The sequence below is a fragment of the Hymenobacter busanensis genome (genome assembly GCF_008727865.1).
Classification (GTDB): Bacteria; Bacteroidota; Bacteroidia; order Cytophagales; family Hymenobacteraceae; genus Solirubrum; species Solirubrum busanense.
Map to the genome: position 1 here is coordinate 268,236 of NZ_VTWU01000006.1, position 19,656 is coordinate 287,891.

Genomic DNA, 19,656 nt, shown 5'->3' on the forward strand with positions numbered 1-19,656 from the left:
GCCCCGCGCCTGCGCCCAAGCACGACCAGAGCCGCCCGAAAAGTGCGCGGCGGGTTTTGTTGCCAACGCTAAAGGCCAGACATTTGCCGTCTTGTTTCCTCCCTTTTACCCCCCCTCATGCTGAATTATTGCCGCCGCGTCCGCCGCGGGATTCTGGCGACAGCGCTGCTGCTCGCTGCTCCGTCGTTGTTGTTTGCCTGGGGCAACTGGGGCCACCAGCGCATCAACCGTGCTGCCGTACTGGCCCTGCCCGCTGCCATGCGCACCTTCTTCTACAACCATGTCGATTTCATGGTGACCGAAGCCGTCATTCCCGACTCGCGCAAGTACGTCATCAACGACAAAGCCGAATTCCCGCGCCACTTCATCGACCTTGAAGACTACGGTACCGGCCCCATCAGCGAGCTGCCCAAAGGCTCCACCGAGGCCTACGCCAAGTACGACGCCGCCTTCCTCGACAAGAGCGGCCGCCTGCCGTGGTACGTGCAGGACTTGCTGGTGAAGCTGACCACGGCCATGAAAAATCAGCGCAAGGACGAAATCCTCTTCGTTGCGGCCGACCTCGGCCACTACCTCGGCGACGCCCACCAGCCTCTGCACACATCCTCCAATCACGACGGCCAGCTCACCGGCCAGAAAGGCGTGCACTCCTTCTACGAGTCGCAGCTGCCCGAGCTGTTTGGCAAGAACTACAACTTCAAGCTGGCCGAGCCCAAACTGATTGCCGACCCGGCCGCCGAAATTTGGCGCATTGTGGCCCAGAGCCATGCCGCCGCCGATACGCTCTTGGCCATCGAGAAGAAACTAGCCGGCGAAACGCCCGCTGGTCAGCTCTACGAAATGGCCGGCGAGAAGCCCCGCAAAAACGTGTTCAACAGCTCGTACCACACCCAGGCGTACTCCTCGGCCTACCACAAGGCCCTCAACAACATGATTGAGCGTCAGATTCGTGGAGCAGCGCAGGACGCGGCTAACTTCTGGTACACCGCTTGGGTAAACGCCGGCAAGCCCGACCTCACCAAGCTCGACACCGAGTACACAACCAAGAGCAACGAGAAAAACCTGAAAGAGGAACTGAAGCTGCTGGAAAAAGGCAAGCTGGTCGATTTCTCCTCGTTCCCGGAGTTTCCGCAGGCGCAGTAACCCGCATACTTTTCCGCTTGTTGACGAGCCCGCTCTTGGTTAAGAGCGGGCTCGTTTTTTCTACGCAGGAAACATCATCGGTTCAGAATTAACTCCTTGTACCGAATGCCCCATTCCCGCAAATTAGCATCCTCATGGCGGCTAAACTTCTCAATCAGCGGCAGCAGTCGAAAGTAAATCGGCTCAAAATCTACTTCTTTCAATGTGCCTTGCGGCGTAAGTCGTAAGGGCGTCAGACCCATTATAGCATGCATTGCGCTGGACTGAACTTGCTCTTCAGGGTCATCTAGGAGTTGGAATAATGCCGACAAACCCTGCTGAGGCGCTTTATGCATCTGATGGTTCTGGCCAAGCGCGGCAGCTAGAAGCCGTGTCCGCGCGTCCGGCGAAGATGTGGCGGCAATTAGCTGTGGAAAGACCGTTTCGCCAACAATGTTGAGTGCCCAGGTCGCCCGGTCAATAACGGGGCTGTAGTCGTCCACCAGCCGCGCCATCAGTACCGGCGCCAGCTGTTCGGCATGAGCCAACAGCTGGGCTTGGTATTTCCATACACAGGCCGACAGCGCCCAGAACCGCACCCGGTCATCGGCATCAGGGATGTGCGACATGAGAAGGTGAAAAAGCTCCGGCCGGGCGTCGTGCTCGGCCAGAAACCGGGCAGCTTGAATTCGCTTGTCTACATCTGTGCTTTCTAGTTGTTGTTCGATTTCCTTGTTGGTCATGCAGTACTTTTTTGCAACGCTAAGTACTGCATGAAATAACAAGCAACGGGCGGCCATCGAGCTGATGGCCGCCCGTTGCGGTTGCGTTTGTAGCGCCCTACAGCAATTCCACGCCGGCCGCAGCCAGTTCCGTGCGCACGGCTTCGGGCCAAATGCTCACCTGCACTTCCCCAATGTGCGCTTTGCGCAGCATAAACATGCACACCCGCGACTGACCAATGCCGCCGCCAATGCTTTTGGTGAGCTGGCCGGTGAGCAGCAGTTGGTGGAAAGCCAGGGTTTTACGGTCGAGGCAGCCGCGCACTTCCAGCTGGCGCAGCAGGGCCGCTTTGTCCACCCGAATACCCATCGACGACACTTCAAAGGCCGATTGCAGGACCGGATGCCACAGCACGATGTCGCCGTTCAGGCCGAAGAAACCGTCCTCGGTGCGGGTGCTCCAGTCGTCGTAGTCGGGGGCGCGGCCGTCGTGTATTTCGCCGTGGCTCAGGGGCCCGCCAATGCCGACGATGAACACCGCGCCGTACTGCTTGGCGGCTTCGGTTTCGCGCTCCTTCGCCGTGAGCGTGGGGTAGCGCTGCAGCAGCTCTTCGGCGTGAATGAACGTGATTTGCTCGGGTAGCACGGGCATAATATCGGGGTACTCTTCGGCCACGCGCAGTTCGGTCGTGCGCAGGGCGTCGTAGATTTTGCCCACGGTTTCCTTCAGGAACGGAATGGTGCGCTGCTCGGGCAGAATGTGTTTTTCCCAGTCCCACTGGTCCACGTAAATCGAGTGGATTGGCGAATAATCCTCGTCGGGGCGCAGGGCGCGCATGTCGGTCAGGATGCCGCGGCCGGCCGGAATGCCCAGCTCCATGAGGCGCAGGCGCTTCCATTTGGCCAAGGAATGCACCACCACGGCTTGCTGCTCACCCAGAGCCTTAATGGGAAACGCCACGGGCCGCTCCACCCCGTTCAGGTCGTCGTTGATGCCGGTGCCGTCGAGCACGGCAATGGGCGACGACACTTTGGTGAGTTGCAGCTGCCGCGCCAGTTCGCGGGCAAAGGTGTCTTTCACGAAGCCAATGGCTTCTTCGGTGTGAAGCAGCGCGGCGGCGCTGGAGGTGTGCACGGAGGCAGTGGCCGTTTCCATAATACAATGGGTATTGATGTGAAAAAGAGACGTGTGGAATTTGGGTTTCCAAAACCCATTGGCAAGGCTCCGCACGACCGAAAAAACAAGACGTTTTTTCGGTTTTTGAAATCCGGGAAAAGGCCGCGTATGGGCAAAAAAAAACCTTCCGAAAAACGGAAGGCTTTCAAATCAATTATTGATTTTGGGTCTGTCTATGAGACCAATAGCCTTCCATCGTCGGAACAAATTATTGTTCCGAATCTGGTTATTGAGGCTGTTGGCGAAAAGGTTCATGGCTGCGCTGTTGGGCGTTTGCACCGCAACATAATGAGGAATTACGGAAGCGAAAATAAAATGGCGAAAAATATTTTCAACTACGGTCTTTGAGGTGCTTTAATGAAAATTTATTGTGCGAACTATTGGCGGGCTAGCTCGCCGCTTCGGTGTCGTCTTCCTGCTCGGGCGGGGTGTGGCCCAGCTCCAGCACCACGTCGCGCACCGAGGGGTCCAGGTACTCGGGCACCTTTTTGGGGTCGAGCAATTTGAGCAGGCGCAGGTACTTGGCGCGGCCTTCTTCCAGCATGGCCGGGGGCACCTCAAACACGAAGAGGTGAAACGGCTCGACTTTCTGCACGCCCACCAGAAGAAACCGCTCGGCGCGCAGGGCATCGGTGTAGAATGCCGCTTGCCGGTCATAGTCGTAGCCCGAGCACTGAGCCACAAAGTGGTGGTAGTCGCGCGCGACGGTGGTTTTGAAGTCGATGACGGTGTATGGCTCGCCCGGCACGTCTACCACGAGGTCGGCGCGCAGCTTGCACATGGTGCCGGTAGTGGGCTCCGTAAACACGCAGCTGGGCTCGGCCACGCCCTGCTCCAGCATGGCGCGCAAATCGTCGCGGATGCGCACGCCTTCCACCAGCCACCACACCAGCGTGTCGTTGACGGCGGGGTAGCTGGGCACGTACTGCTCGGGCTCGAGCAGGGCCGTATGAAAAGCGGTGCCGAAACTCAAGGCCGAAGAGCCACCGGTTTCGCGGCGGGGCCGCCCGTTGAGCGCGTCGCGCAGCTTCGAGAGGTCAGAATTGGCAATGGCGGGCAGGGCGCGGTAGTCGTCGTAGGACAGGCGCAACAGGTCGGGGCGACGAAACGGGGCGGGGGAATCGGACATAGGGCTCTGCAATGTACTACTGCCAGCGCCGTCGGGTTGTTTCACTTTACGTATGCCGACTGCCGGTTGCGCGCAATTCCGCATTTTTGTGCCCGTTTTCTCGTCTTCCGATATGCTTTACCTGATTGGCCTAGCCGGCAAGCGCGGCAGCGGCAAGGATACCGTCGCCCACCTCGTGCAGCAGCTGGAACCCGCCCGCGACTGGCAAATCCGCTCCTTTGGCGACGCCATCAAGGGCGTGTGCGCGGTGCTGACCGGCGAAACCACGGCCCCCTACTATACCCAGCCGGGTAAGGCCGAGCTGGCGCCCACCTACGGCCTCACGCGCGGCGAAATGCTGCAGCAAGTGGGCGCGGCGCTGCGGGCCTGGCGCGGCCCGGTGTGGATTGAAGCCCTGCTGGCCAACCTGCCCGCCGACCATCCCGTGGTGGTGGCCGACATCCGCTTTCCCGACGAAGCCGACGCGCTGCGGGCCCGTGGCGGCGTCATCTGGCGCGTGGAGGGCGACCCGCTGCAGCAGCGCGGTGACGGCACCCGCGACGACAATCACCCCAGCGAAACCGCCATGGATGAGTATGCCGCCTACGCCGCCGTGCTGCGCAACGCAGGTTCGTTGGACGAGTTGCAGAAGCGAGTTGCCGAACTGCTTACTGCTGGGAAATCATGAAACGTCATGCTGAGCCGTTCGAAGCATCTTTACCGCTTCGTCAGATAGTAAACTTCTATCCGGTGGAGCAATAGAGATGCTTGGATTGCGCTCAGCATGACGTTTATTGATAGCCTTTGTTACTTCCCAAACTGCCGCAAATTGTAGGTGAAGCTGAGCAGGAAATACTGCGTGAGCACGCGGCTGCGCACGTCTTCGAGGTAGGTATCGGTGATGTTGCGCACCACGCTGCGGTTTTGGCGCAGGATATCGTAGGCTTGCAGCTTCAGCTCACCCTGCTTGTTGGCGAAGAACTGGCGGGCAATGCTGGCGTTCCAGAGCAGCACGCGCTGGTTGTAGCCGGCCGCGCGGCCGCTGTAGTTGGTCATCCACACATCGGAGGTGAATACCCAGCGGCCGGGCAGTTGGTAATACACATCGGCCGTGAGGGTTTGGGTGAGAAACGAGCTATTTTGCTGCGGCAGCAGGGAATACGTGGCCCGCTGGTAGGTGACATTGCCGCGTAGGCCAAATTCGAGTTGGTCGTTGAAAGCGGAGTTGAGGCTTAGCCCCTGGCCGACGCTCCACGAGCGAGACTGGTTGGTAAGCTCGTTTACAAAGCTGTTGTTACGCGTTAAATTTCCGTTAGTAGTCAAGTTTACATTCAGCTTATGCCAGGACAGTCGCTGGCCCAGCGACACAAAACCGTTGAGCGTGGCGTAGCCATCGGCATTCACGGGGCGGGTGGTTTGCACGCCGCGGGCGCTGAAACTGGTGGCCGACACGATGCGGTTCTGGACTTGGTTGCCGCCCAGCAGCAGAAACACGCTGCGGTTGTTCACGGCGTTGAACTGGCTGTAGGTGGCCGTGAGCGAGTGCACGTATTCGGGGCGCAGGTGGGGGTTGCCCAGGCGCACGTTGAGCGGGTTGGTGTTGTCGGCCACGGGCTGTAGCTGGGTGGCGGTGGGTGCCTGCAGGCGGGTGCGGTAGTTGAAGCGCAGGTTACGGCTGCGGCTGCCGGTCCAGCTGAACATGGCGTTGGGCAGCAGGTTCTGGTAATGCCGCGTGAGGGCCGTGTCTGCCGACTGGTTGTCGACCCGCAAATCGGCCTGCTGCGCGTCGAGGCCCAGCCCATAGGTGAAGCGCAGGCGGCTGGTTTGCACCGTCAGGCCCGCGCGGTTGGTCAGAAAGTCGCTGCTGAATCGGTTGCTAAGGGCGTAGTTCGGGAGCGTGTACTGCTGGGTGGCTTCGTCTAAGTCACTCACGCGGCGGTCGGCGCGGCTGTGGCTGCGGGCCAGGTTGTAGTGCAACTCCAGCTTGCGGCGCAGGCTCAGCGGCTCGGTGTACGAGAGGTTCAGGGCCTGCGTACGGGCGGGGTTGTCCTGCGCAATGCGCTGGTCGAGTCGAGTCGTGTTGGGCGCGCCGTCGGGGGCGAAGAAAGTATTGGTGGCCTGGTTGAGGGCGTCGCCGTCCTGGTTGTTGAGCACCGTGTTCAGGTTGGCCGAAAACGTGCGGCCCTGCTTGGCAAACTTGCGCATCAGCAGCGCGTTGCCGCCGCCCCAAAGCGTGTTGGCCAGTGCATCGTAGCGGCCTTGGCTTTCGTTGAGTTGCAGCGCCCCCCGACTGGTTTGCTGCTGACTCAGGTTCAGCCCGTCGGAGATGCGCCACCACAGGTTCGGCGTGAAGCGCAGCGAGGTCAGCGAATCCACCTGGTAATCGAGGCGGAAGTTGAAGCGCTGCGTGAGCACCCGGCTGCGCGAGTCGGCTAGCTGCTGGGTGAGCAAGGGCGTACCGGCCTCGCCGGCGGTACCGGTGGCCACGTTTTCGCGCCGAATCTGCTGCTGGTTGGTGAGCGTGGTGCGGCTGGCGAAGTAGCTGGTGGCCACTTCGGCGCGCTTGCCCCAGGCGTCGCGGTAGTTCAGCCCGCCCGCCACCGATTCGAGGATGCCGATGGGCTGAGTGGTGCCGCCTGCGCCGCTGTTGCGGTTTCGTTGGCCGCCACCCAGCACCACCGTCGGCCCGCCGCCACTGCCACCGCCGAATCCGCCGGGCAGGTCGCTGCCCATTGTGCCGGCGCCGGGGCCCGCGCTGGCGTCGCCGGCCGCGGGGCCGCCGTTGTCGCCGAAACCCAGCTGGTTGATGTTGTTGGCCTGCCCGATGGCCGACAGCTGGCGGCCGTTGTTGAAGCGGTTCAGGCCGAGGCGGGCCTGGTAGCGGCCATCGGTGCCCACGCCCACGCCGTTTTGGCCGAAGTAGCCCTTGCGCTTGTCGCGCTTGGTCACCAGGTTCAGGGTTTTCTGCTGGTTGCCGTCGTCGATGCCCGAAAAGGCGGCCTGGTCGCTGCGGGCGTTGTAGAGTTGCACCTGGTCGATGATGTCGGCCGGCAGGTTGCGGGTGGCCATTTTGGGGTCGTCGCCGAAGAAAGGCTTGCCGTCGACGAGCACGCGCTGCACGTCCTGCCCGTGCGCCTTGATGTTGCCGTCGCGGTCGACTTCTACGCCCGGCAGCTTCTTCAGCAACGACTCCACGGCCGCGTTCGGCTGGGTTTTGAAGGCCTTGGCGCTGAAGGCCAGCGTGTCGCCGCTCACGCTCACCGGGGCCCGCTCCTGCTGAATCACGACCTCGCCCAGGGTTTGCGACATGGCTTTCAGCCGCAGCGTGCCCGCGTTCAGCGCCGCGGGGCCTCCGGCGGGCAGGGTTACCGGCGTCAGCTGGCTTTTGTAGCCCAGAAACGTGGTCAGCAGAAAGTAGCGGCCGGGCGCCACGTTGCGCAGCGCGAAACGCCCGTCGCCGTCGGTGATGGTGAAGCTCAGGTACGACGAGTCGCGCCCGGCCAGCAGCGACACCGACGCCTCCCGCAGCGGCTTGCCGGTAAGCGAATCGGCCACCAGGCCCTGAATCTGGCCTTTGCCGGTGCTGGCCGCGGCTGACGCAGCCGATTTCTGCGCCAGCGCCGGAGCCCAATAGCTCAGCCAGCAAACGAGGAGTAAGAAATAGCGCATGGCGGGTTCGAATTCGGAGTGCGGAATGATGAATGCTGACTGCTGGGGTCGGGTGCGCGGCGCTGGACGGGCAGAATGCCGAATGCAGCGGGCCGATTGCCCGATTCCGCATTCAGTATTCCCCATTCAGAATTAGTTGCCGATGGCGCGGTCCATCATTCGTTGGCGGAAATCGGCGCGGGCTTTGTCGCGCAGGTCGCGCAGTTGCTCGGTGCTTACCAGCTGGGCGCCGGCGTTGGGCCGCACGTCGGCTTCGGCCACGGGCTTGGTATCGACTTTGGTGGCCCGGAATTGCTCACGTGAGCCTTCCAGGGCCAGCACCACGCCTTTTTCGGGCATCAGCTCCTTCACCGGCGAGTAGGTGAAGGGCAGTTCGGTGGTGTACCACACGGTGTAGGTTTCCTTCTGGTAGGGCACCGTGGCTTTGCGGCAGGTAAAGCCGGCAATTTTCTTGGTCTGGGTGGTTTCCTGCCAGCCGGTGGGCTTCACGAAGGGGGCGTCGGTGCGGTAAGTGGTGGTCGTACCGTCGGTTTTCAGGGCTACCACGGTGGCCACGGCGCGCGCCTGCTGGTCGATGTACACGGCTTCGTCGTAGGGCCGGCCGAGGCTGGTGGTTTGGGGCGCCGAGTTGGGGCCATCGGACTGCACGACGCGCATGGCGTTGTTTTCGCGCTCTTCCTTGGCGTAGTTGCCGGCGAAGCTGAGCGTCATACCGAAAGTGCGGGTGTCGGGTATGTCGGTGGGAAAATCGGGGCTGCCGGGCTTCACCACCTGCCCGTTGATGACGACCCGGGCCTGCGAGAGGTCAACTTTCTGGGCTACTTCGTACTGAATGCGGCCGGAGGTAGGCGCCGTTTGGGCGTGGGCGGCAATGCTCAGGCCGGTGGCCAGCGTCAGGAGCACGAACAGGAACACGAGGAGGGTTTTCATGGCAAGCGTCGGTTGGGGTTGGTTGACGCTTGCAAAGCACCGCAAGGCAAGTGTAAAGCACTGTTATCTTGTGTTAAAGAGTGTTAACGGTGCACTTTCGGCGCGCTGGAGGTCGTAAATTCGGCTCGTCAACTTCCCACTCCCCTGCCCATGAAACGCCGCATCCGCTCTATTTTCTGGCTGATGGCGTTGTGCATTCTGGGCATCAACGGCTTTCAGGCCTACTGGCTCTACAACACCTACCAGCTCAGCACCACGCAGTTTCAGCGCACCGCCCGCGAGGCCCTGCAAAGCGTGGTGCAGCAGTACCAGCTGGCCGCGGCCCGGCAGTTTATTCGCGGCAGCGGCCCCGAGAAGGTGGTTATTTTCCAGAGTTTTTCGCAGGACGGCGACGCGCTCGACCGCGTTATTGTGCAGAACCACAACGGCGCCAAACCCGACTCTACCAGGCAGCTGCGGCGTGTGGCCCTGCAACGCGAGCTGCTCACGCGCCTGCCCCAGCGTCGCCCGGCCGACACGCTGGCCCGGCACCTCTCGCGCCTGCTCATCGGCGACTGGAAAAGCAGCCAGCAGGTGAATTTGCCGCGCCTGCAGCAGGCCTACCGCGCCGAGCTGGATTTGCGCGGCATTCCCACCGCCTTCGTGCTCGATACGCTGCGCATTCCCATTGCCGAGCGCAGCCGCGCGGCCCTGCTCGAACCGCAGTCGGCCCGGCTGGCGGCCGTGGATTTTCGTACCGCGCCGGTGGCGCTGAACCCCATCAACTACCTGTATGTGCAGGCCGGGTTTGCCACACCCGCGTTCTACATTCTGCGCCAGATGGGCGGTTTGCTGGGCGGTTCGGTGCTGCTGCTGGCCCTCACCACGGGCTGCTTTGTGCTGATGCTGTCCACGATTCTGAAGCAGAAAAAGCTCTCGGAAGTCAAAAACGACTTCATCAACAACATGACCCACGAGCTGAAAACGCCGTTGGCTACGGTGTCGGCCGCGGTGGAAGCCATGCAGCATTTTGGCGTGCTGCAGGACGCGCAAAAGACCCAGACCTACCTCAGCATTTCGCGCCACGAGCTGCAGCGCCTCTCCGACTTGGTGGAGCGCGTGCTCAACATTGCCGTGGAGGAGCGCCAGACCCTCACGCTCAATCCCGAGCTGGTGCGCCCCGCCGAGCTGGTAGACGAACTGGTGGCCCGGCACCAGCTGAAAGCCGCCAAGCCGGTGCAGTTCACCGTCGATATTTCGCCTGCCGACGCCGTGCGCCTCGACCGCACCCACGTCTCGGGCGTCATCAACAACCTCATCGACAACGCCATCAAGTACTCGCGCGAGCAGGTCAGCATTGCCATTCGCGGCCGCCGCGAGGCCAGCGGCTGGCGCCTCACCGTGCAGGACGACGGCATCGGCATTCCCAGCAGTTACCAGGAAGCTATTTTCGACCGGTTTTTCCGCGTGCCCACTGGCAACCTACACCCCGTCAAAGGCTTTGGCCTGGGCCTCTACTACGTGCGCCAAGTGGTGGAGCGCCACGGCGGCACCATCGACGTGCGCAGTTCGCCCAACCAAGGCAGCGAGTTTTCGATGTGGCTGCCGGGCTAAATGATTGTCATGCAAAGCCTCCGCCGAACCGAAGGTCGCCTGCGGCTCTGCATGACGGTCAGGAATAAGCCACCTACCCCGAACTCCCAGCCCCTACCTTCCAATTCTTAGCCTTTCTTCCCCATGCCTACCGTACTCCTCATCGAAGACGAAGCCGCTTTGGGCATGATTGTGAAGGACAGCCTGGAGGTGCGCGGCTTCACGGTGCAGTACGCCGCCGACGGCGAGGAAGGCCTGCGGCTGTTTCGCCAGCACTGCCCCGACATTGTGGTGGCCGACGTGATGATGCCTAAGCTCGACGGCTTTTCGCTGGCCGAGCAGATCCGGCGCGAAAACCCGGTCCTGCCCATTCTGTTCCTCACGGCCCGCTCGCAGCCCGCCGACGTGGTGCGCGGCTTCGAGCTGGGCGGCAACGACTACCTGAAAAAACCCTTCAGCATGGACGAGCTGATTGTGCGCATCAAAGCCCAGCTCAACCGCTTCACGCCGCCCGCCGCGCCGGCGCCCAGCGGCCCGCTCCGCATCGGCCGCTACCAGTTCGACCACCCCAAGCAAAAGCTTCTCTTTGAGGGCCAGGCCGAGGAACTGACGCACCGCGAGGCCGAGCTGCTCAAGCACCTCTACGACCAGCGCAACCAAGTGCTGGCCCGCGGCGCCGTGCTGCAGGCCTTGTGGGGCGACGACAACTTTTTCAACGGCCGCAGCCTCGACGTGTTCATCACGCGCCTGCGCCGCTACCTCCGCCACGACCCACAGGTGCAGATCATGAACGTGCGCGGCATTGGCTACAAGCTCATTGCTTGATATAGACGCAACAAAAAGCCCCCGCACCGGGCGTAGACGCCAGTTGCGGGGGCTTGTGCTGACTCAGGCTAGCCGTTACTGCTTGTTCTGCAGCTGCTTGAGCTTGTGGTAGGTTTGCTTCGACTGGGCGTACTGCCGCTGCACTTCGTTGCGGAGCGCCCCGGTCAGGCTTTGGTCGGCCAGGGCCTCTTCGTAGGCCTTGATGGCCCACTCCTCCCCGTACACGTTGGAGCCGAGCACGGCCTTTTCGTCGTAGCCGGTCACGGCCGCTTTGGCTTCCATCCAGCCGCGGTAGACCTTGCCCTTGAGGGTAGTGCCGGTTTCGCGGCTGCCGTCTTTGTCGCGCAGGTAGGTATTGAGCTTGTTGGCAAACTGCTGGCTTTGGCTAACCAGCTGCTTGTAGTAGCCGCGCAGTTCTGCATCCTGGCTTTCACCGGCAGCGCGCTGGTACCCTTCCACCCGGTCGTTTACGAAGAGCAGCAGCTCGTGCAGCGTAGCCGCTTCGCCGCTTTTGTTGCGCCGGGCGCTAGCGCCCGACGATTTGCCGCTGCGGCTGAGCAAGTACCAGCTGCCGGCAGCCAGTACGGCGCCCCCTACCACTTTCTGGGTGGTGGAAAGCTGGCGCCACCGGTCCGATGCCTGCCCGGCCAGTCGCTTCACCGGCTCCGGCACTTGGGTGAGGGTATCGGTCAGGCCGCTGTCTTGCAGCCAACGCTGGGCCTGCGACAGCAGCGGCGCGGCCGCGCCGCCGAACGATTGGGAAGAAGCACCGGCCGATGCTTGGTCGGCTGAGTCGGTGGGCTGGCTGCCCGCAACGGCGCTAGCCGTTTGCGTTGGGTTGTCGGCATCGGAGAGGGCGTGGGCGGCCGGCGAGTTGGTGCTAACGCGGGGTTTGCTGGGATGGCTCATAGTGAAGATCGAAAAAAGTGGACCACAGCCGAGTGTTTGGCTGGTGGTAACTCTTTCGAGGAACCGGCCCGGAAGGTTACACCCCAGCTTGCCGGCCCCGTCGCAGGGCACCCGCTACTTCACCACAAGGCTACCGCGCAGCATGCCCATTCCGCAGGTGAAATCGAACCGGCCGGGTTGTTGGGGCAGCAGCTCGATTTGGGTTGTTTGGAACGCGGGCAAATCGCGCCGGACGCCGAAATCAGGCATCAGCAGCTCCTCCGAGCAGCTATTTTCCTCGGCGCGGTAGAAATTGAGCTGCACCGGCTTGCCGCGCTCCACCTCAATTACGTCGGGCGAATAGCCACCCTTTACGGTAATGGCCACCTCCTGCACGCCGCTCGGGGAAGCGGCTGCCGCAACCGTCTGCCGAGTCGAAAAAAAGAAGTACCACAGCACCAACCCGGCCAACGCCAGACCGCCCACCGTCACCAGAATTTCAGCAGCATCCATCAGCAAAAGCCGTTAGTGGTTATCGAAAGCCCGCAAGCGCAGGGAATTGGTGAGCACCGACACCGAGCTGAGGGCCATGGCGCCCGCTGCCAGCATGGGCGACAGCAACCAGCCCAGCACGGGGTACAGCAGCCCGGCCGCAATGGGAATGCCCAAGATGTTGTACACGAAGGCAAAAAACAGGTTCTGCTTGATGGTGCGGATGGTTTGGCGCGACAACTCAATGGCCGTGACCACGCCGTGGAGGTCGGAGCGCATGAGCGTGATGCCGGCGGCCTGCATAGCTACATCGGTGCCCGAGCCGATGGCCAGGCCCACGTCGGCTTGCGCCAGCGCGGGCGCATCGTTGATGCCGTCGCCGACCATGGCTACGGTGCGGCCTTCGGCCTGCAGCGCTTTCACCGTAGCGGCTTTGTCGGCGGGCAGCACCTCGGCAAAGTAGCGCCCGATGCCCACCTGCGCCGCTACCTGCGCCGCCGTTTGGGAGTTGTCACCGGTCATCATCACCACTTCTATGCCCAGGGCCTGCAGCTTTTTGATGGCGGCGGCAGAGGTGTCGCGCACCGTGTCGGCCACGCCTAGCAGGGCCGCGGCGCGGCCCGCTACGGCCACGTAGAGCACCGTTTTGGCTTGGGCCAGCAGTTGGTCGGCCAGCGCGGCCAATTCCGCGCTTAGCAGAACGCCTTCGTCGGAGAGCAGGCGGCGGTTGCCGATGAGCACCGCCTGGCCCTCGACGGTAGCGGCGGCACCTTTGCCTTCTACCGCCCGAAAACCCGTGACAGACATGCTTCCGCCCGCTGATTGCGCTTCGGCGTGGCGCACCACGGCCGCGGCCAAGGGGTGCTCCGAGTGCCGCTCCACGGCCGCCGCCAGTTGCAGCACGTGAGCGGCGTTCTGGCCGGGCGCCACGAAATCAGTCACGGCCGGCTCGCCCTGGGTGATGGTGCCGGTTTTGTCGAGCAGCACGGTATCGACTTGGTAAGCCTTTTCCAGCGCCTCGGCGTTGCGGATGAGCACGCCGTGCTCGGCGCCTTTGCCGGTACTCACCATCATGGCCGTGGGCGTGGCCAGCCCCAGGGCGCAGGGGCAGGCAATGATGAGCACGGCCACAAAATTGACCAATGCCAGCGGCAACCGGGTGCTTTCGGGCGCCAGATCGAACCACAGCACGAAGGTGAGAATGGCAATAACGACCACCGTGGGCACAAATACGGCGCTGACTTTGTCGGCCAGCCGCTGAATGGGCGCGCGGCTGCCCTGGGCCTCTTCCACCAGCTTCACAATTTGGGCCAGCAGGGTATCGGCCCCCACCTTGGTCACGCGGAAGCGAAACGAGCCGGTGGTGTTGAGCGTGGCCCCAAACACGGCGGCGCCCGGCAGCTTTTCCACCGGCAGACTTTCACCCGTGAGCATGGCCTCGTTCACGGACGAGTGGCCTTCGGTGACCACGCCGTCGGTGGCTACTTTTTCGCCGGGGCGCACCACTACCGTGTCACCCAGCTGCAGCTGCGCCAGCGGAACATCCATTTCTTGCCCACCGGGGCGCACCACGCGGGCCGTTTTGGCCTGCAGCCCCAGCAGCGACTTCATGGCCGCCGAAGTTTGGGTTTTGGCGCGCAGTTCCAGCACCTTGCCCAGCAGAATGAGCGCAATGATGGTGGCCGTGGTGTCGTAGTATACCTCGGGCATGATGCCCCGGCGGTGGAAGTAGCCCGGCACCACGGTAGCGGCGAGGCTGTAGAGAAACGCCGCGCCGGTGCCCACGGCAATGAGCGTGTCCATGTTGGCGGCCCGGTGCCGCAGCCCGTTCCAGGCCGACACGTAGAACTCGCGGCCGCTGTAGAGCAGCACGGGCAGCGTGAGCAACAGCAGCGCGTAGTTGAGCCACGACACGTTTACGCGCTCCAGCAGCGCGGGCCAGAGCATAAGCATGCTCAGCGGCATGATGACCAGGGCCAACCCGGCAGCTACTGCGAAGCGGCGCTTGAGTTGCCGGTAGGCCCGGGCCTTCTGCGCATCGAGGTCGGCTTGGCGGTCGGCGGCGCTGGTGTCGGGGGCGCGCTCGGTTACGCCGTAGCCGGCCTTCACCACGGCTTCTTTTATGGCCGCGGGCGTCACCTGGTCGGGCAGGTACTGCACGGTGGCTTTTTCGGTGGCCAGGTTCACCAGCGCATTTTGCACGCCGGGCGTGCGGCTCAACGACCTCTCAACAAACGACGCGCACGACGCGCACGTCATGCCTTCGATGTCGAGGGTGGTGGTTTCGGGAGTAGCAGACATTATTAAATCAGCGAATAGAATACCGGAAGGCCGTTTTGCGGGCATTGCACCAATCACAGAAAGGCTCTACAAAGTAACGCGCACCGGCGGCGGGAGTTGGTACGGAATCCGACCCGCGCACTTGCATAATTTGGCCGACGCCCAAACAAACACCCGTGGTTTTTCAGCCTGTTTTACAAGCTATTCACGTGCTTCTTCCACCGAAATTCTTTCCGCAACCGATTGCGGAAACCGGGCGCGGGCCAGCGGTTTTGCCGTGCTTCAGACCCACGCGGAAGACGTATATTCGGCAGCTAAACGCCTGCCAATGGCCCCGCAAGCTGCGTTTGGCGGCTGGTTGAGCGTCCCACCTGGCTTCTCTACGTTCCTTTCTCCGCCCATGACCTACCTCCTTGGCTACGATATCGGCAGCTCGTCGATCAAAGTCGCGCTGCTCGACGCCGATACGGGCCGGTGCCTGGCCAGCGTCACGTCGCCGCAGCAGGAAATGGAGATTAGTGCGCCGGTGGCGGGCTGGGCCGAGCAGCAGCCGGAACGCTGGTGGCAGGAAGTCGTCAACGCTACCCGGCAGCTCCGCCACGAGTACGCCTTCGATGCCGCGCGGGTGGCCGGCATTGGCATCACCTACCAGATGCACGGGCTGGTACTCGTCGACCACGCCGGCCAGGTGCTGCGCCCGGCCATCATCTGGTGCGACAGCCGCGCCGTGGACCTGGGCAACCAGGCATTCCACGACCTGGGCGAAACCCACTGCCTGCAGAACTACCTGAACTCGCCCGGCAACTTCACGGCCTCCAAGCTGAAGTGGGTGCAGGAACACGAGCCCGACATCTACGCCCGGGTTCACAAGATTCAGCTGCCCGGCGACTACATTGCCTTTCGGCTGACGGGCGAGCTGCAAACCACCGTCTCGGGCCTGTCGGAAGGCGTGTTCTGGAACTTCCGCGAGCAAGCCGTGGCGCAGGATCTGCTCGATTACTACGGCATCAGCCGCGAGCTGCTGCCCGCCGTGGTCGACACCTTTGCCGTGCAGGGCCGGCTGGCGCCCGCACCGGCCCAGGAGCTGGGCCTGCACGCGGGCACGCCCATCGGCTACCGCGCCGGCGACCAGCCCAACAACGCGTTTTCGCTCAACGTGCTGCAGCCCGGCGAAATTGCTGCCACGGCCGGCACCTCGGGCGTGGTCTACGGCATCAGCGACGCGCCGACCGCCGACCCACACTCCCGCGTGAATGCCTTTGTGCACGTAAACAGCACGCCCGAGCAGCCCCGCAACGGCGTGCTGATGTGCATGAACGGCACCGGCATTCTGAACAGCTGGCTGCGCAAAGTGGTGGGCGAGCTGCCCTACGACGAGATGAACCAACTGGCCGCACAAGCCCCCATTGGAGCCGCCGGCCTGCAGTTTTTCCCCTTCGGAAACGGCGCCGAGCGCATCCTGGAAAACCAGCCCACCGACGCCGAATTGCGCGGGCTCAACTTCAACATTCACGACCGTCGCCACGTGCTGCGGGCCGCGCAGGAAGGCATCGTTTTCGCCCTCGTCTACGGCCTGAACATCATGCGGGCCGCGGGCGTGCAGGTGCATACGGTGCGCGCCGGCAACGCCAACATGTTCCTGAGCCCGGTGTTTCGCGAGGCCTTTGTGAACTGCGGCAACGTGGCGCTGGAGCTCTACAACACCGACGCGGCCCAGGGCGCGGCCCGCGGCGCCGGCGTGGGCGTGGGCCTCTACGCCTCCCCTGCCGAAGCCTTCGGCGGCCTGGAGCGCCTGCTGACGCTGGCCCCCACCCCCGATTTGCAGCCGCAATACCAAGCGGCCTACGCCCGCTGGCAGCAGGTACTCACCACCCATATTCTTCCTCAACCCTCTAGCCTCCCCCAACGCAATGTCGCGCAGCCTGCTTTCTAAAACCGAGTACTTCCAAGGCATCGGCCCCATCCGTTTCGAGGGGCGCGAGTCGGACAACCCGCTGGCCTTTAAATGGTACGACGAAAACCGCGTGGTAGCCGGCAAAACCATGAAGGAGCACCTGCGCTTTGCCGTGTCGTACTGGCACACCTTCACCGGCACCGGCGGCGACCCGTTCGGCCCCGGCACCAAGCAGTTTGCCTGGGACGCGCACCCCGACATTCTGGGGCGGGCCAAAGACAAAATGGACGCGGCGTTTGAGTTTTTCACCAAGCTCGGCACGCCCTATTACTGCTTTCACGACATCGACCTGGTGGACGAAGGCGCCTCGCTGCGGGAGTACGAAAGCAACCTGCAAGGCATTGTCGACTATGCCAAAGGCAAGCAGCAGGAATCGGGCGTGAAGCTGCTCTGGGGCACGGCCAACGTGTTTTCGAACCCGCGCTACATGAACGGCGCCTCCACCAACCCCGACTTTCAGGTGGTGGCCCACGCCGGTACGCAGGTGCTCAACGCCCTCGACGCGACCATTGCGCTCGGCGGCGAAAATTACGTGTTCTGGGGCGGCCGCGAGGGCTACATGACGCTGCTCAACACCAACATGAAGCGCGAGCTGGAGCACATGGGCCGCTTCCTGACGATGGCCCGCGACTACGCCCGCCAGCAGGGTTTCCAGGGCAAGTTCTTTATCGAGCCCAAGCCCGCCGAGCCCACCAAGCATCAGTACGACTTCGACGCGGCCACCGTCATCGGCTTCCTGAAAGAATACGGGCTGCAAGACGACTTCATGCTGAACCTGGAAGTGAACCACGCTACGCTGGCCGGCCACACCTTCCAGCACGAGCTGCAGGTGGCCGCCGATGCCAACCTGCTGGGCTCGATGGACGCCAACCGCGGCGACTACCAGAACGGCTGGGACACCGACCAGTTCCCCAACAACCTCAACGAGCTGACCGAGTGCATGCTCATCATTCTGGAGCACGGCGGCATCCGGCCCGGCGGCATCAACTTCGACGCCAAAACCCGCCGCAACTCCACCGACCTGGAGGACATCTTCGTGGCCCACATCAGCGGCATGGATGCCTTTGCCCGCGCCCTCGTCACGGCCGACAACATCCTGCAGAAGTCGCCCTACCGCAAGTTCCGCACGGAACGTTACGCCTCGTTTGATGCCGGGCACGGCGCGGCCTTCGAGCAAGGCCAGCTGACGCTGGAAGACCTGCGCCGCATTGCCCACGAAAGCGGCGAACCGGCCCAGCGCAGCGGCAAGCAGGAATGGCTGGAAAGCATCATCAACCAGTACATCTAACCCCGGCCGCGCCGCCCACTCCCCAACCGCCTCCGCCCTAACCAACCGCAACAATGCCCATCATCCAAAGCTGGCGCTGGTACGGCCCCGCCGACCCGGTCAGCCTCTCGGACATCCGCCAGGCCGGCGCCACCGATGTAGTAACGGCTCTGCACCACATTCCCAACGGCCAGGTCTGGCCCGTCGAAGAAATTAAGCAGCGCCAGGCCGAAGTGGCCGCCGCCGGCCTGGTGTGGAGCGTGGTGGAGAGCGTGCCGGTGCACGAGCACATCAAAACGCGCACCGGCGACTTTGCCCGCTACATCGAGAACTACCAGCAGAGCCTGCGCAACCTGGCCGCCTGCGGCATCCGCACCGTTACCTACAACTTCATGCCGGCGCTCGACTGGACGCGCACCGACCTGAGTTACGAAGTGGAAGACGGCTCCCGTGCCCTGCGCTTCGAGCGCGCCGCCTTCGTGGCGTTTGATGCGCTGCTGCTGCAGCGCCCGGGAGCCCGCGCGGCGTACTCGGCCGCGGAGCTGGCCACCGCCGAAGCCCGGCTGGCGGGCATGAGCGAGGCGGAACGGGAGCTGCTGGTGCGCAACCTCATTGCCGGGCTGCCCGGCTCGGAGGAAAGCTTTACCCTCCAGCAGTTTCAGCAGGCGCTGGATACGTACCACGGCATTGACGCCGCGAAGCTGCGAGAGCATCTGATTCTATTTCTGCGCGAAATTGTGCCGGTGGCCGAGGAAGCGGGCGTGGTGCTGGCCATTCACCCCGACGACCCGCCCTACCCCATTCTGGGTTTGCCGCGCGTGGTGAGCACCGCCGCCGACGTGCAGGCCCTCTGCGACGCGGTGCCGTCGCGCAGCAACGGCCTGTGCTTCTGCACCGGCTCGTTCGGCGTGCGGCCCGACAACGACCTGCCGGCCATGGTGCGGCAGTTTGCCGAGCGCATCCACTTCATTCACTTGCGCAGCACCCAGCGCAACGCGCAAGGCGACTTCTACGAGGCCAACCACCTGGAAGGCGACGTGGACATGTACGCCGTCATGCGCGAGCTGATTGGCGTGATGCGCCGGCGCCAAACCAGCCTGCCCATGCGCCCCGACCACGGCCACCAAATGCTCGACGACCTCAAGAAAAAGACCAACCCCGGCTACTCGGCCATCGGGCGCCTGCGCGGGCTGGCCGAGCTACGCGGCCTGGAAATGGGCATAAGCCGCAGCCTGCCCGAAACCGCGCTGTAGCGGCGTGGGCCGACGGGTGCGGGCGGGCTAGGCCACCACGGGGAGGGGTTCCTCGGTCGGCCTAGCCGGCACCGCCAGCAAGCCCAGCATGTGGTTTATCGTTTGTTCGTCATCGGGCAGGCCGGTTTGCCGCCACAGCTCAATGCCCTGGCGCACCAGCACGCAGGCGGGCAGTTGCGTGGCGTGGAAGCTGCGCACCACGTTCGGGTGCAGGGCTTCGTCGATTTTGAGCACCCGAACGGCGCCGCCGAGGCGGTGCTGCAGCTGGGCCAGCAAAGCGCGGGTGGCGCCCAGCGGCTCTCCCCCCGGACTGGCAACCGGCAGCAGCACCAGCAGCACGGGCGCGTCGGCGGCCGGAAGCAGAGGTTGTGGTTGCGGGACGGTCATGGAAAGCAGG

17 protein-coding genes are annotated in these 19,656 nt (G+C 63.3%); 8 read left to right on the plus strand and 9 right to left on the minus strand.

The window, feature by feature from the left end; genetic code table 11:
• Window positions 1-117 precede the first annotated feature (117 nt).
• A complete protein-coding gene (locus tag F0P96_RS16960; protein WP_151080114.1) occupies window positions 118-1,143 on the plus strand; it encodes a zinc dependent phospholipase C family protein in 1,026 nt (341 codons plus the stop codon).
• Window positions 1,144-1,217: 74 nt separating this feature from the next.
• Here the strand turns inward: F0P96_RS16960 and F0P96_RS16965 are convergent, their stop codons facing one another.
• Window positions 1,218-1,865, minus strand: a complete 648-nt coding sequence (locus tag F0P96_RS16965) for a HEAT repeat domain-containing protein (RefSeq protein WP_151080115.1) — start codon at window positions 1,863-1,865, stop codon at window positions 1,218-1,220.
• Window positions 1,866-1,962: 97 nt separating this feature from the next.
• Window positions 1,963-3,000 (minus strand): aspartate--ammonia ligase, encoded by a 1,038-nt coding sequence (gene asnA, locus F0P96_RS16970; RefSeq protein ID WP_151080116.1) that lies wholly within the window; start codon window positions 2,998-3,000, stop codon window positions 1,963-1,965.
• Between the two features lie 6 nt (window positions 3,001-3,006).
• Here asnA and F0P96_RS16975 point away from each other — a divergent pair, with 6 nt between their 5' ends.
• The gene (locus tag F0P96_RS16975; RefSeq protein WP_151080117.1) at window positions 3,007-3,369 is read left to right on the plus strand and encodes a hypothetical protein; all 363 of its coding nucleotides are present in this window, start codon (window positions 3,007-3,009) and stop codon (window positions 3,367-3,369) included.
• Window positions 3,370-3,409: 40 nt separating this feature from the next.
• Here F0P96_RS16975 and F0P96_RS16980 read toward each other — a convergent pair whose 3' ends face one another.
• On the minus strand, window positions 3,410-4,150 hold the full coding sequence (locus F0P96_RS16980; RefSeq protein ID WP_160619885.1) for a PD-(D/E)XK nuclease-like domain-containing protein: 741 nt from the start codon (window positions 4,148-4,150) through the stop codon (window positions 3,410-3,412).
• A 112-nt stretch (window positions 4,151-4,262) separates the two neighbouring features.
• Here F0P96_RS16980 and F0P96_RS16985 point away from each other — a divergent pair, with 112 nt between their 5' ends.
• Window positions 4,263-4,817 carry a nucleoside/nucleotide kinase family protein gene (locus F0P96_RS16985; protein ID WP_151080119.1) on the plus strand — a complete coding sequence of 185 codons (555 nt, stop codon included), beginning with the start codon at window positions 4,263-4,265 and terminating at the stop codon, window positions 4,815-4,817.
• Between the two features lie 119 nt (window positions 4,818-4,936).
• Here the strand turns inward: F0P96_RS16985 and F0P96_RS16990 are convergent, their stop codons facing one another.
• Window positions 4,937-7,798: an outer membrane beta-barrel protein gene (locus tag F0P96_RS16990; protein ID WP_151080120.1), complete on the minus strand. Its 2,862-nt coding sequence runs from the start codon at window positions 7,796-7,798 to the stop codon at window positions 4,937-4,939.
• A gap of 132 nt (window positions 7,799-7,930) precedes the next feature.
• Window positions 7,931-8,728 carry a GLPGLI family protein gene (locus tag F0P96_RS16995; protein ID WP_151080121.1) on the minus strand — a complete coding sequence of 266 codons (798 nt, stop codon included), beginning with the start codon at window positions 8,726-8,728 and terminating at the stop codon, window positions 7,931-7,933.
• A 150-nt stretch (window positions 8,729-8,878) separates the two neighbouring features.
• Here F0P96_RS16995 and F0P96_RS17000 point away from each other — a divergent pair, with 150 nt between their 5' ends.
• Window positions 8,879-10,321, plus strand: a complete 1,443-nt coding sequence (locus F0P96_RS17000) for a sensor histidine kinase (protein WP_151080122.1) — start codon at window positions 8,879-8,881, stop codon at window positions 10,319-10,321.
• Window positions 10,322-10,444: 123 nt separating this feature from the next.
• Window positions 10,445-11,125, plus strand: a complete 681-nt coding sequence (locus F0P96_RS17005; protein ID WP_151080123.1) for a response regulator transcription factor — start codon at window positions 10,445-10,447, stop codon at window positions 11,123-11,125.
• A 75-nt stretch (window positions 11,126-11,200) separates the two neighbouring features.
• Here the strand turns inward: F0P96_RS17005 and F0P96_RS17010 are convergent, their stop codons facing one another.
• The 3 genes from F0P96_RS17010 to F0P96_RS17020 form a co-directional block, all read right to left on the minus strand.
• On the minus strand, window positions 11,201-12,034 hold the full coding sequence (locus F0P96_RS17010) for a PA2169 family four-helix-bundle protein (RefSeq protein WP_151080124.1): 834 nt from the start codon (window positions 12,032-12,034) through the stop codon (window positions 11,201-11,203).
• A gap of 114 nt (window positions 12,035-12,148) precedes the next feature.
• On the minus strand, window positions 12,149-12,526 hold the full coding sequence (locus tag F0P96_RS17015) for a cupredoxin domain-containing protein (protein ID WP_151080125.1): 378 nt from the start codon (window positions 12,524-12,526) through the stop codon (window positions 12,149-12,151).
• A 12-nt stretch (window positions 12,527-12,538) separates the two neighbouring features.
• Complete coding sequence (locus F0P96_RS17020) at window positions 12,539-14,806, minus strand: heavy metal translocating P-type ATPase (RefSeq protein ID WP_151080126.1); 2,268 nt, start codon at window positions 14,804-14,806, stop codon at window positions 12,539-12,541.
• 379 nt (window positions 14,807-15,185) lie between these two features.
• On the opposite strand from F0P96_RS17020, the gene F0P96_RS17025 reads away from it, so the two are divergent.
• Genes F0P96_RS17025 through uxuA form a run of 3 tightly spaced genes read left to right on the plus strand, consistent with a single transcriptional unit; the run spans window position 15,186 to window position 19,259 of the window.
• The gene (locus F0P96_RS17025; protein WP_201743871.1) at window positions 15,186-16,718 is read left to right on the plus strand and encodes a xylulokinase; all 1,533 of its coding nucleotides are present in this window, start codon (window positions 15,186-15,188) and stop codon (window positions 16,716-16,718) included.
• The gene (gene xylA, locus F0P96_RS17030; RefSeq protein ID WP_151080128.1) at window positions 16,696-18,027 is read left to right on the plus strand and encodes a xylose isomerase; all 1,332 of its coding nucleotides are present in this window, start codon (window positions 16,696-16,698) and stop codon (window positions 18,025-18,027) included. The genes F0P96_RS17025 and xylA overlap by 23 nt, the downstream gene beginning before the upstream one ends.
• A 53-nt stretch (window positions 18,028-18,080) precedes the next feature.
• Window positions 18,081-19,259 carry a mannonate dehydratase gene (gene uxuA, locus F0P96_RS17035; protein ID WP_151080129.1) on the plus strand — a complete coding sequence of 393 codons (1,179 nt, stop codon included), beginning with the start codon at window positions 18,081-18,083 and terminating at the stop codon, window positions 19,257-19,259.
• 27 nt (window positions 19,260-19,286) lie between these two features.
• Here the strand turns inward: uxuA and F0P96_RS17040 are convergent, their stop codons facing one another.
• Window positions 19,287-19,646: a YbbN family protein gene (locus F0P96_RS17040; RefSeq protein ID WP_151080130.1), complete on the minus strand. Its 360-nt coding sequence runs from the start codon at window positions 19,644-19,646 to the stop codon at window positions 19,287-19,289.
• Between the last annotated feature and the right edge of the window lie 10 nt (window positions 19,647-19,656).